The organism is Streptomyces sp. NPDC051555 (genome assembly GCF_044454405.1).
Taxonomy (GTDB): domain Bacteria; phylum Actinomycetota; class Actinomycetes; order Streptomycetales; family Streptomycetaceae; genus Streptomyces.
On sequence record NZ_JBITDP010000009.1, the window covers coordinates 62,406 to 74,762 of the forward strand.

General features: G+C 75.6%; 9 protein-coding genes. 6 read left to right on the plus strand and 3 right to left on the minus strand.

Going from position 1 to position 12,357, the window contains the following annotated elements; translation table 11 throughout:
* Positions 1–80: 80 nt before the first annotated feature.
* The 6 genes from ACIBEA_RS19965 (at position 81) to fxsT (ending at position 10,762) form a co-directional block, all read left to right on the plus strand.
* Positions 81–1,091, plus strand: a complete 1,011-nt coding sequence (locus ACIBEA_RS19965) for an AAA family ATPase (RefSeq protein ID WP_399262618.1) — start codon at positions 81–83, stop codon at positions 1,089–1,091.
* Between the two features lie 6 nt (positions 1,092–1,097).
* Entirely contained in the window at positions 1,098–4,664 is a 3,567-nt protein-coding gene (locus ACIBEA_RS19970; RefSeq protein ID WP_399262620.1) for an SAV_2336 N-terminal domain-related protein, read from the plus strand.
* A gap of 103 nt (positions 4,665–4,767) precedes the next feature.
* Entirely contained in the window at positions 4,768–4,956 is a 189-nt protein-coding gene (gene fxsA / locus ACIBEA_RS19975) for an FxSxx-COOH cyclophane-containing RiPP peptide (protein WP_399262622.1), read from the plus strand.
* A 144-nt stretch (positions 4,957–5,100) separates the two neighbouring features.
* Entirely contained in the window at positions 5,101–6,405 is a 1,305-nt protein-coding gene (locus ACIBEA_RS19980; RefSeq protein ID WP_399262624.1) for an FxsB family cyclophane-forming radical SAM/SPASM peptide maturase, read from the plus strand.
* Positions 6,402–7,685: an HEXXH motif domain-containing protein gene (locus ACIBEA_RS19985; RefSeq protein WP_399262626.1), complete on the plus strand. Its 1,284-nt coding sequence runs from the start codon at positions 6,402–6,404 to the stop codon at positions 7,683–7,685. The genes ACIBEA_RS19980 and ACIBEA_RS19985 overlap by 4 nt, the downstream gene beginning before the upstream one ends.
* Positions 7,686–7,759: 74 nt before the next feature.
* Positions 7,760–10,762, plus strand: a complete 3,003-nt coding sequence (fxsT, locus tag ACIBEA_RS19990; protein WP_399262628.1) for an FxSxx-COOH system tetratricopeptide repeat protein — start codon at positions 7,760–7,762, stop codon at positions 10,760–10,762.
* Between the two features lie 12 nt (positions 10,763–10,774).
* On the opposite strand, the gene ACIBEA_RS19995 is transcribed toward fxsT, so the two are convergent.
* The 3 genes from ACIBEA_RS19995 to ACIBEA_RS20005 are packed head-to-tail and all read right to left on the minus strand — an operon-like array spanning position 10,775 to position 12,339.
* The gene (locus ACIBEA_RS19995) at positions 10,775–11,944 is read right to left on the minus strand and encodes a methyltransferase domain-containing protein (protein WP_399262630.1); all 1,170 of its coding nucleotides are present in this window, start codon (positions 11,942–11,944) and stop codon (positions 10,775–10,777) included.
* A 6-nt stretch (positions 11,945–11,950) separates the two neighbouring features.
* Positions 11,951–12,100, minus strand: coding sequence for a hypothetical protein (locus ACIBEA_RS20000; protein ID WP_399262632.1), 150 nt, complete (start codon positions 12,098–12,100; stop codon positions 11,951–11,953).
* Between the two features lie 14 nt (positions 12,101–12,114).
* On the minus strand, positions 12,115–12,339 hold the full coding sequence (locus ACIBEA_RS20005; RefSeq protein ID WP_399262634.1) for a hypothetical protein: 225 nt from the start codon (positions 12,337–12,339) through the stop codon (positions 12,115–12,117).
* Between the last annotated feature and the right edge of the window lie 18 nt (positions 12,340–12,357).

Below are 12,357 nucleotides of genomic sequence, written 5' to 3' on the forward strand. Positions count from 1 at the left end.
CGTGCCGGGGCGGGGCCCGCCGGGCCGCACCGCGGGATCGGGATCGGGATACGGGCGGCCGCCACGAAGGGGGAGCGACCATGAACGACGAGTGGCTCATCTACCGCGGGGTCGGCGAGCCCCACGACGGCATCGACGCCCTGCCGCCCCCGCCGCCGTGGCGGGACTTCGACGGCGGCCCGGTCATCGAGCCCGGTGAGGCGGCCGGCGCCGTCGACGGCGCCGCCACCCGGCGGCTCGGCGCCCACCGGCACGCCGCCGAGATGCACCGGCCCGAACCGGAGGAACTCGACGTCATCAACGCCGCGCTGTACCTGCGCCGGCCCCTGCTGGTGACCGGCTACCCCGGCACCGGCAAGTCCACCCTCGCGCACGCCGTCGCGCACGAGCTGAAGCTCGGCCGCGTCCTGCGCTGGCCCGTGGTCTCCCGGACCGTCCTCCAGGAGGGCCTCTACCGCTACGACGCCATCGCCCGCCTCCAGGACGTGCAGATCGCCGCCGGGGGCGGCGATCCCGGCGGGACGCCCGGCATCGGGAAGTACATCCGGCTCGGGCCGCTCGGGACCGCGCTGCTGCCCACCGACCGACCGCGGGTCCTGCTCATCGACGAGCTGGACAAGAGCGACATCGACCTGCCCAACGACCTGCTGAACGTGCTGGAGGAGGGCGAGTTCGCGCTCCCCGAGCTGGAGCGGGTCGCCGACCGCGAACCCGAGGTCCAGGTCCTCACCGACGACGGCGCGAAGGTGAGCGTCCGGGGCGGCCGGATCCGCTGCCGGGCCTTCCCCTTCATCATCCTGACCAGCAACGGCGAACGGGACTTCCCCGCCGCCCTGCTGCGCCGCTGCATCCAGCTCAAGCTCGGCCCGCCCGGCGAGAAGCGGCTCGCCACCATGGTCCGGGCCCACCTGGGCGAGGAGGCGGCCGCGCTCGGCGCCGACCTCATCCGGGAGTTCCTCAGCCGCTCCCAGAGCGAGCTCGTCGCCGCCGACCAGCTCCTCAACGCCATCTACCTCACCCACCACGCGGCGCCGCCCACCCGGGAGGACCTCGCCGACCTGCTCATCCAGCGGCTCGACCGTTCGAGGTGAGGGCCCGTGACCGCCGCCGCCGGACCGCCGCCCGGAATCCGTGACCTGACCGCGCTGCTGCGCGCCGCCGGCCTCGACCCCTCCGTCGAGGAGCTGGCCGACGCGCTCTGGCTGGCCGGGCACACCCGGGCGGCCCGGGGCGCGGGGTCCGCGGCGGCGACCGGGGCGGGCGCGGTCGACGGGACCGGGACCCGCGCGGTGGGCGACCCCGGGGCACAGGAGACGGACGGCAGGGACGGCACGGAGGGGACGGAGGGTACGGACGCGACCACCGGCGCGGGGGTCGGGGCGCCCGACCCGGAGCCGGGGCGTGCGGGCCCGCACGAGGAGGACCGCCTCGACCTGTACGTCCCCGGGCGCGGGGGCCCGTACCGTCCGGGGGAAGCCGGAGCGGAAGCGGAACCGGAGGGCGGCGCCGGGATCCGGGTCCGGGTGCCGACGGCGGCCGCGCTGCCCCGGATCCTGGACATCCAGCGGGCCCTGCGCGCGCTCCAGCGCCGCCGGCCACCCGCGCCCCGGGCCCGCAGCGTGCTGGACGAGCCGGCGACCGCCGAGGCCAGTGCCCGGGCGCTGGGCCTGGTCATCCCCGTGATGCGGCCCGAGACCCGGCGCGAGAGCACGATGCGGCTGGTCCTGGACGCGTCCCCGTCGATGGCCGTCTGGCACGACATGTTCGACGAGTTACGGGCGGTGTGCGAGCGGCTGGGGGCCTTCCGGGACGTCCAGGTGCACTACCTCCACCGGCTCGCCGACGGCCGACCCGCGATCGGAGCCGGAGCGGAACCGGAAGTGCGGATGCGGTCCGCGGACGTGTTGCGCGATCCGACCGGGCGCGGGCTGACCATGGTGGTCTCCGACTGCGCCGGGCCGCTGTGGCGCGAGGGCGAGGCGCAGCGCCTGCTGCACCGCTGGGCCCAGTGCACGCCCTGCGTGGTCGTCCAGCCGCTGCCGCAGCGGCTGTGGGGCCGCAGCTGGCTGCCGACCGAGCGGGGCACGCTGGCCCGGCGCGACGGCGGCGAGCCCCACCTGGAGTTCCGCCCCGACCGGCCGCCGCGGCCGGGTCGACCGGTCGGCGGGCTCACCGTGCCCGTGCTGCCGCCCAGCGCGCCCGCGCTCGGGGCCTGGGCCCGGTTGGTGGCCGGGCTGGGCAGCGGGGCCGTACCGGCCGAGGTCGGGCGGGTGCTGGCCGACCATCCCGCGGCGCCCGCCCCGCTGCCGCGGGCCGCCCGGCCGCCGCGCGAACTGGTGCGCCGCTTCCGCTCCTCGGCCTCGCCGCGCGCCGTGCAGCTCGCCGTGTACCTGTCGGCGACCCCGCTCGCGCTTCCGGTGATGCGGCTGGTGCAGCGCACGATGCTGCCCGACTCGGAACCGTCCGACCTCGCGGAGGTGCTGCTCAGCGGGCTGCTGCGGCGCAGCGGTCCGACGCCGGGGCAGTGGTACGAGTTCGTGCCCGGGGTGCAGGACGTACTGCTCGGGCCGCTGGGCCGGGACGAGGCCGCGCTGGTGCTCAAGCACTGCTCGGAGTACGTACTGGCCCACTTCGGGCGGGGCGTGCGCAACTTCCCCGCGCTCGCGGTCTCGCAGCTCACCGGCGCCGCGCCGGCCGGTGCGGCGCCGGTCGGGGAGCCGGAAGCGGACACCGGCGCCGCGGTGGCGGCGGGGATCGGTCCGGGCACCGGGGGCGGTGTCGGTATCGGGGCCGGTGTCGGGGCCGGGGAGGAGCCGGGGCGGGTGCCGGTCCCGCGGTTGCCGCAGCTGCCGCAGGCCTTCGCCCAGGTCTCCGCCAAGGTCGTGCGCCGCTACCTGCCCGGGCCGCAGGACACCCCGCCCGGGGTCGAGGAACCGCCCCCGGGCGGGGCGGCCCCCGTGCCCGGCCGGGCCTGGGCCGTGCGCACCGCCCGGACGCGGCTCGCCGTCTTCGACCGCGACCGGGACGGCGGCCAGCGCGCCCTGTACGAGGCCGTCGCCGTGCTGCGGCGCGCCGTGACGGCGCCGCCCGGACCGGGGGACCCGGCGGGCGAGGCCGAGTTCGAGCTGGCCGGGGCGCTGCTGCGGCTCTGGGAGGTGCAGCGGGACTTCGACCTGCTGACCGAGGCCGAGCGCACGGCGCGCGCGGTGAGCGCGCTGCCCGGCATGGTCCGGGCCCGCGCGCTGCTCGGCCGGGTGCTCTACGAACGGGCCGTCGCCGCCCTGCCGGGCTCCGGGCCCGAGGCGGCCGAGCTGCTGGCCGCCGCCGAGCGCGAGTTCGCGGCCGTCGGGGCCGTGCCCGAGCTGGAACGGGAGCTGCGCCTGGACTGCGCGATCCGGCGGGCCCGGACCCTGATGCGGCTCTGCGAACTGCACGACGACCCGGCGGCGCTGCGCGAGGCCCTGGGCGCGCTGGAGGTCTTCGACCGTGCGGAGCGGGAGCTCGGCGGCAAGCCGGACGGGGGGCTCCAACTGGCCCTGGGTCGGGTCCTGCTGGCCCTGGCGGACCGCGAGCCGGACCCGGCCGCGCGGACCCTGCTCGCCGACCGCGCCGCCACCCGCCTGGCGGCGGGCCTGGCTCCGCTGCTGCGCGCCCGCACGGGCCCGGGGGCGCGGGGGGCGGCGCCGGACGAGGAGCGGGCCGCGGGGCCGGGGGCCGGGGCCGCGCCGCCGGACGGCGGGGCCGCGGGGGAGCGGGGCTGGGTACGGGTGGAGCTCGCCCGGGCGCTGCGCTACGTCCCGGAGCGGCTCGACGAGGCGCCCGGGGTGCTGACGGCCGCGCTGGCCGACGCCGCCGGGGAGCCGGAGCTGCGGCTGGCGGCGCTGGTGTGCCTGGCCCGGGTGCACCGGGAGCGGTACGCGCGGGACGCGGACCCCGCGGACCTCGAAGCCGCGGCCGACGCCTACGGCCGGGCCCGGCGGCTGATCCCCCGGGACGGGGAGGCCTACGGGGAGTTGCTGCCCGAGTGGGGCGACGTACTCCTGGAGCGGGCCCGCGCGAGCGACGGGCAGCGGTTCGTCTCGACGGCGGTCCGGGTGCTGCGGGACAGCCGCGCCGCCGTGCCGCAGAACGATCCGCGGGCCCCGCACCGGCTGCACCGGCTCGCCGCGGGCCTGCGGCTGCGGCACTCCTACGAGGGCGACCTGGTCGACCTGCGCGAGGCCGAGTACCTGTTGGAGCTGGCGGTCCGGCACGCCCGCGGCCCCCTGGAACGGGCGAACGCCTGGCGCGAGCACGGCGACGTGCAGCAGGAGATCCACGCCCAGACCCGGGCCGTCGACCGGCTCGACCGCGCGGCCGACTCCTACCGGCGGGCATGGCGCGCCGCGATGGAGGCCGACCGCACGGACCGCCAGGAGGCCGCGGTCGAACTGGCCGCCCGCGTACAGATGTTGCGCGGTCAGGTGCTGGAGCGCCTGGCCCGACCGCGGGCCGCGCTGGACGCCTACCGGGGGGCCCTGGAGCTGTGGCAGCGCCTCGAAGGGGCCGGGTCCGGGTCGGCGGCGGCGACCGGGTCCGCGGCCGCGGCCGGGTCCGGCGGCGGCCCCGACGATCGGCGCGAGGCGGTGCGCGCGCGGGTGCGTGCGCTGGAGGCGGCACTCTGACGTGCCTCGGGGCGCCCCTCCCGTGACTGTTTCCGCTCCCCGGGCACCGGGAAAGGGGAGTGGACCCATCGAACACACGACGCAACAGGGGGACGGAAAAGCCATGGTGACAAAGCATCAGGAAGTGGTCGTACGCCGGTGTCCGGGACAGCTGCCGGACCTCTCCGGGCTCGATCTGGCCGCGCTGCGGGGCATCGACCACCCGGTGCTGGCGGACGTGGTCGAGGGCATGGTGGAGCGCGTCACCCACCCGGCGGAGATATTGAACGCCTTCGACTCCGGCGTCGACTGATCCGACCGGCTCCCTGCCGGCTCCCGGCCGACCACCGGCCGGTCCGAACCGGCAGAAAACGCCCCCTGGTTGACCACTTTCCGCCGTTAGCCGTACACATCCACCGGGCAGGGATGGACCGTCCGCAGCGGGAGGAACAGTCGAATGAGGCAGACGACCACGCGCGACGCCGTGCTGCCCGCGCACCGCGTCCACGCGCCCTGGCCCTACACCCGGCTCGACGTCCCCGCGCTGCGCGCCGCGGGCCACCGTCCCTATCCCCTGCGCCAGTTCGTCCTCAAGACGCGCAGCCGCTGCAACCTCGCCTGCACCTATTGCTACGTCTACTCCATGGCCGACCAGGGCTGGCGCGCCCAACCCGCGGCGATGCCCGCCGCCACCGCCGCCCGCGCCGCCGACCGGATCGCCGAACACGCCGCCGCCCACGCCCTGACCCGGGTCGACCTCGTCCTGCACGGCGGCGAGCCGCTGCTCACCCCGCCCGCCGGCCTCGCCGCGCCCGTCGAGGCGGTCCGGGCGGCCCTCGCCCGCCGCTCCCCGCGCACCCGGGTCACCGCCACCGTGCAGACCAACGCCACCCTGCTCACCCGGGGCAGGCTCCAGGCGCTCGCGGCCGCCGGGATCCGGGTCGGCGTCAGCCTCGACGGGGGGCTCCCGGCGCACAACGCCCGGCGCGTGGACCACGCCGGGCGCCCCGGCTTCGCCGCCGCCGCGCGCGGTCTGCGCCTGCTGGCCCGGCATCCGGAGAGCTACGCCGGGGTGCTGTGCGTGGTGGACGTGGACCAGGATCCGGTGGAGACGTACGCCTCGCTGCTCGCCTTCGCGCCGCCCACCATCGGGCTGTTGTTACCCCTGGCCAACTGGGCCGACCCGCCGCCCGGCGCGGCCCCGGGCACCACCCCGTACGCCGACTGGCTGACCGCCGTCTTCGAGCGCTGGTGGCACGACGGGGTGCGCCGGACCCGCATCCGGCTCTTCGAGGAGATCATCGCCCTGCTGCTCGGGCTGCCCGCCGCCAACGAATCCCTGGGCCTGGCCCCGGTCACCACCGCCGTCATCGAGACCGACGGCAGCATCGAACAGGCCGACTCCCTCAAGTCCGCCTACGAGGGCGCCGCCGCCACCGGGATGACCCTGGACAGCCACAGCTTCGACGAACTCCTCGACCACCCCGGGCTGGCCGCCCGCCAGCTCGGCCGGGCCGCACTCGCCCCCGGCTGCCGCTCCTGCGAACTCGTCGAGGTGTGCGGGGGCGGCCACTACCCGCACCGCTACCGGCCCGGCCGGGGCTTCCGACACCCCTCCGTGTACTGCGAGGACCTCCAGGTGCTCATCCGGCACATCGCGGCGGCCCTGCACCACGCCGCCACAGCAGCCACAGCCGTCACAGCCGCCACCGCGGCGCCGACCGCCGCCACCGCGGGCGGCCCCGAGCGGGCCGCTTCGTGACCCGCCCCGCCCCCGGCGCCGCGCCCGCCGCCCCCGACCCGCTCCCCGGCTTCTCCGTCACCTCCCACCTGCTGCGCGCCCTCTCCTCCACCGAACCCGGCGCCGAGGGCACCCGGCTGGTCCGCGACATCCGCCGCTCCAAGCGCCTGGTCCTGCTGCGCGGGGTGCTCGACGCCGCCCCCGGCGGAGCCGAAGGGGAGACCGGCCAGCACTGGGCGCTGCTGGAGGAGGCCGAGCGGCACGACCCCGGCGCGGTGCGCGACGTACTGCACTACCCGGCGACCGGGGCGTGGGCCGAGGAGACCCTGCGCCGGCTGCACGCGCCCCACGGGCCCGCCCCCGACCTCGCGCACCTCGGGGCCCTCGCCGCCGCGGCGGCCCTGCGCGCCGGAGTCGACTTCAAGCTCACCCTGCGCCCGCTGCACGGCCGCCTCGTCCTGCCCACCCTCGGCCTGCTGCGCCCCGCCCGCCCCGGGCCCGTCGCGCTCACCGAACGCTCCTGGGACCCGGCCGACCCCGCCGTCCTGGCCCTGCACGGCCTTCCGGGCGGCCGCACCGCCCTGGACGACCTCGACCCGTACCGGGCCCTGGGCCACTCCGCGTCCGTACGCCCCGCCCGCCGGCTCACCCCCAAGGGGCACCGGCGCTGGGACATCCAGTGGACCGGCGCCCTCACCCTCCTGGAGCGCTACGACTCCACCCGGGCCGGCGAGATCGGCGAACTCCTGCGCACCCTGGTCCCGCTGGCCGGCGGGGCCCGTTCCACCGGCGCCACCCTGCCGGCCGCCGCCGGATCCGTCCTGGTCCGCGGCCAGGCCCCGCCCGCGCTCGCCGCCACCCTCGTCCACGAGGTCCAGCACGGGAAGCTGACCGCCCTCGCGGACGTCCTCACGCTGCACACCGCCGACCGCACCCCCTGCTACTGGGCCCCCTGGCGCGCCGACCCCCGCCCGTTGGAGGGACTGCTGCACGGCGCGTACGCCCACCTGGCCCTGGCCGGCTACTGGCAGCGCGCCGCCCTCTACGGCGCCCGCGGGGCCTGGGCCCGGCACGCCCGCTACCGGGCCCAGGTGGCCGCGGTCCTCCCCGTCCTCCAGGGCGCCCGCGAACTCACGGTCACCGGCCGGGAGTTCACGGCCGGGATGGCCGCCGCGGAAGCCGCCATGGACGACCTGGCACCGCCGGGTGACCAGCAGGCCGTCGCGCGCCGGGCGATCGACCACGACCGTCGCGCCTGGTGCGAGGACCACCCCGAACTCGCCGCATTCGCCGCGTCCTGAGGAGGGCTGAGCCCCCGTCACCTGCGGTACCTTTTCAACCCCGTCCACCGCCCGGATTCCAGGGAGACGGCCGCATGACCACCGGTAGTCGCCACGACCGCGACACAGCGGCGCAGCCACAGCGCTTCGTCATCAGCTTCGCGGGGTTCAACCGCCCCTGGGCCGTGTGGATCGCCCACCGGCTGGAGGAGCACGGCCACCGCGTGGCCCTCCAGCGCTGGGACCCGCAGAACAGCCCCGGCCTCGACGAGGCCCTCGACGACCTCGCCCGCGGCGGCAGCCGGGTCCTGGTCGTCCTCAGCGAGCGGTACTTCTCCGCGGGCACCCACACGGACGAGGAATGGAACACGGCGCTGCGCACGGTCACCGCCGCCCACCCCGACCGGTTCGCCGCCGTCTGCCTCACCGACGCCCCGCTGCCCAGCGCCGTCGCCGCGCTGGAGAAGACCGACCTGTGGGGGTTGGACGCCTACGAGGCCGAGTACCGGGTGCTGCGCAGGCTGGAGCTGCCCACCGACCGGATCGGCACCGAGACCGGCCGCCGCGGCCCCCGCTTCCCCAACGACCCGCCCGAGATCTGGGGCCGCGTACCGCGCCGCAACCCCCGCTTCACCGGCCGCAACGACGTCATCGGCAAACTCCGCGCCGCCCTGACCGAGGCGCCCCCCGGCGCCGCCACCGTCACCCTGCTCGGACTGTCCGGCGTGGGCAAGACGCAGGTCGCCACCGAGTACGCCTACCGCTTCGCCTCCGAGTACGACGTGGTGTGGTGGGTGCCCGCCGAGGACCGGCCCACCCTGCGCGAGCGGCTCGCCGACCTCGCGCCCGCCCTCGGGCTGCCGCGCGGCGCGGGCAGTTACGGCGAGCAGATCCGGGCCGTCCTCGAAGCGCTGCGCCGCGGCTCCCCCTTCAACCGCTGGCTGATGGTCTTCGACGGGTGCGACAACCCCGACGACCTGACCGACCTGCTGCCCGGCGGCGCGGGCGACGTCATCATCACCTCGCGCAACCGCGAGTGGGGCAACCGGCACACCAACCTGGTCGAAGTCCCGCTCTACGCCCGCCCCGAGTCCATCACCTTCATCCGCCGCCGCGCCCGCCGCCTCACCGGGGACGAGGCCGACCAGCTCGCCGAGGCGCTGGAGGACTACCCGCTCGCCCTCGACCAGACCGCGGGCTGGCTCGCCGACTCGCCGCTGAGCGTGGGCGATTACCTCGCGCTGCTGCGGCGCAGGCTGGACTCCCGGGAGGCGGTCGCCGTCTCCGACGACTACCCGCTGCCCTTCCCGACCGCGCTCGCCATACTCCTCAACAACGTCCGCGAGAACTTCCCCGACGCCCTGGCCCTGCTGCGGCTGTTCGTGTTCTTCGCGCCGGGCCCGGTCCCGCTGCGCCTGCTCGGCGAGTTCCCCGCGGACGACGTGCCCGAGCAGCTCGCCGGGCTGATCAACGACCAGATCCGGTGGAACGCGGCCCTCAACAAGCTCGTGCAGTTCTCCGTCGTCCGCCTGGAGTACTCCGACCTGCCCGTCGAGGAGGGCGGCGGCGGCCTGGAGACCGTCCAGCTGCACCGGATGGTGCACGGCATCGTCCGCGAGAACCTCTCCGAGGACGAGGCCGAACCGCTCTCCCGCGCCGTCCGCCAGGTCCTGGCCGCCGCCGACCCCGGGCGGCCCTCCGATTCCCGGCTCTGGCCGAGGTACGCCGAGCTCATCCCGCACCTGGAGACCGCCGGAGTGCTCACCAGCACCAACCCGCGGATCCAGTCCTTCCTGCTGCGCTGCCTGCGCTACCTGATCCTGGCGGGGGAGTACCGCAGCTGCCTGCGCCTGTGCGAACAGACCGACCTGGCCTGGCGGTCCATGCTCGGCGAGGACCACGACCGGGTGCGCGAGCTGAGCTACCAATACGGCGGAGCCCTGCGCAACCTCGGCCTGTTCCGGCGCGCCGAGACCCTCACCAAGGCCGTCTCGGACCGGCTCGTCGACGAGCGGGGCGACCGCGACCTGGAGACCCTGCGGGCCACCAGCGCCTACGGCGGCGTCCTGCTGTGCATCGCCAAGTTCGAACCGGCCCGCGCCCTCTTCGAACACTGCCTGACCACCTACCGCGAGCTCCTCGGCGAGGACGACTCCACCACGCTCAACGCCCAGAACAACCTGGCCGCCACCTACCGGCTGCTGGGCCGCTACCAGGAGGCCTACGACCTCGACCTGGAGACCCTGCGACGCCGCGAGCGGGTGCTGCGCTCGCACCACATCTCCACCCTCTCCTCCGGCATCGCCTGCGCCATGGGCCTGCGGCTGATGGGCCGCTACCGGGAGGCCCAGACCCGGCAGGAACAGGGGGTCAAGCTCAACAAGCAGATCCTGGGCGTCAACCACCCGCAGACCCTGCGCGCGGAGCACAACCTCGGCCTGTGCCTGCGCCGTTCGGGGGACATCCCCGGAGCCGGCACCCGGCTGCGGACCGTCTGGGAACGCGCCACCCGGGTCTTCGGCGCCGACTATCCCTGGACCCTGATGGTCGCCTCCGACTACGCCACCTACCTGCGCGAGTACGGGGACATCGAGGAGTCCCGGCGGATCTCCGAGGCGGTGGTCCGGGGCTACCAGTCACAGCTGGGGCTGGCCCACCCGTACAGCATCGGTACGGTCGGCAACCTGGGGCTGGTGCTACGGGCCCAGGGTGAGCGGGAGGAGGCCCTGAGCCTGTGCGAGCAGGCCCTCGTCGGGATGCGGGGCGCGCTCGGGGAGCGGCACCCGTGGACCCTGGGCAGTGCGCTGAACGCGGCGGGCTGCCGCAACATCACCGGGCGGCTCGACGACGCCGTGCGGCTGAGCCGGGACACGCTGCGGACGGCGGAGCGGGTGCTGGGGCCGGACCATCCGATGGCGCTGAGCGCACAGATCGCGTTGGCGGCCGACCTGCGGGCGCTCCAGCAGACGGACGAGTCCCGCAAGAACGAGGACGACGCCCTCAAGGCCCTGACCCGCACCCTGGGCACCCAACACGTCCACACGGTCTCGGCCCGCCAACGAGTACGCCCCTACTGGGACTTCGAACCCCAACCGTAGGCCGGGTCGTTCCTACCCGGGGCGGATCAGGTCCTCCGGGCGGTCCAGCCAGGCGCGTTCCCCGGCGCTGTCCACGGTGAGCCCGAACCGCTCGAACCCGGGTCGGCCCCGATCCGTCCACCACCGGTGGGCCGCTTCCGTCTCGTCCCACAACCGGCGTGGACCGGACTGGACCACCTCGTACTCCGTGGCTCCCGGCTCGAAATCGGCCGTCGCCCACGACCGGGCGTCCAGGCTGTACGTCCACAGCGTGTAGCCGCCGTCCCCGTACGGCTCGGTGCTCCAGAAAGCACCGGGCACCCGTAGCCCGATCGCGAACTGTTCCACCCACCCGCCGATGTCGGCGGGAGAGAGGCGGGTGACGGTCCTGCGGCCGCCCGCGGGCCACCGTCGGCCGTGGAAGTGGTCTGCGTGGGTCGGCCGGTCGGTTCGCTGCTGCCGTAGCCGCATGAAGGCACTGGAACGGGTGAAGCGTCCGCCGGCGGTACCGTCCTCGCCCACGGTCAACCGGACGATGGCCTCGCCGCCGTACTCCGTTCCCCACGGAGCGACGATCAGCCCGCCCGTGACCGTCTGCTCCACCCACGGGTACGGGACCTCACCGACGGCGCACGTGGCGATCACCCGGTCGTACGGTGCTCCTCCGGCGTATCCGGCCCGGCCGTCCCCGACGATCACGAGGGGGGACAGCTCCGCGGCGCGAAGGTTCACTCTCGCGCCCCGGGCCACCTCGGGGTCGAACTCGATCGAAACGACGTTCTCGGAGCCCAGCCTGTGGGCGAGGAGCCCGGCGTTCCAGCCGGTGCCCGCACCGATCTCCAGGACCTTGTCGCCGCCCTGGACGTCGAGATCGGCCAGCATGCCGAACACCATGCTCGGCTGCGAATTGGAGCTGCTCGGGGTCCGCCCGAGGCCGTCCCCACTGTGCTTTCCGTCGTCCCATTGCGTCGTCAGCGCAATGTCCGAGTACACCGCTGCGAGCCACCCCTCGGGGTCCGCCGCACGGTCGACCAAGGGGTTCTGTTCCGTGCCGGACGGGATACCGGGCCACACCCGGGCGGGTACGAACACCTCCCGCGGCACCGCCCTGTACGTCGGCAACCAGTCGGATCGCAAGGCGCCCGAGGCGACGAGCGCGCAGGCGAGCCCCGAAGGGCCCGCCTCCTCTTCGCGCACGGTCATCCGGCGCTACTTCTTCGCGGGGCCGGAGCCGTCGGAGGTGTTACCGCCGCTCCCCGTGTCCGTACCGCCGCCGCCGTGCCCGCGGCCGCTGCTGCCGTCGTCCTGCTGACTGCCACCCTGACCGGATCCGGTGCCGCCACCGTGCTGACCACCCATGATCTTCTCCCTTTTCACTCCGTGAATCCGATGCCCGTCACGACCACGGCAACCTGGGCGGGTCGGTTGTGCGGGTGGTTCCCCAGCTCCGCGTTCTGCACGGCCACGGCCGACATGTTCCCGACCGCCCACGCGATCTCTCGATCGCTGTCGAGCGCGTCACACACCCCGCACCCCGGCACGGGCACCGGTTCGCGCGGACCAGCCCATCCGGCCTCCTGCTGCGTTGCCGTCGTCATCCCGCACACCTCCGTGTC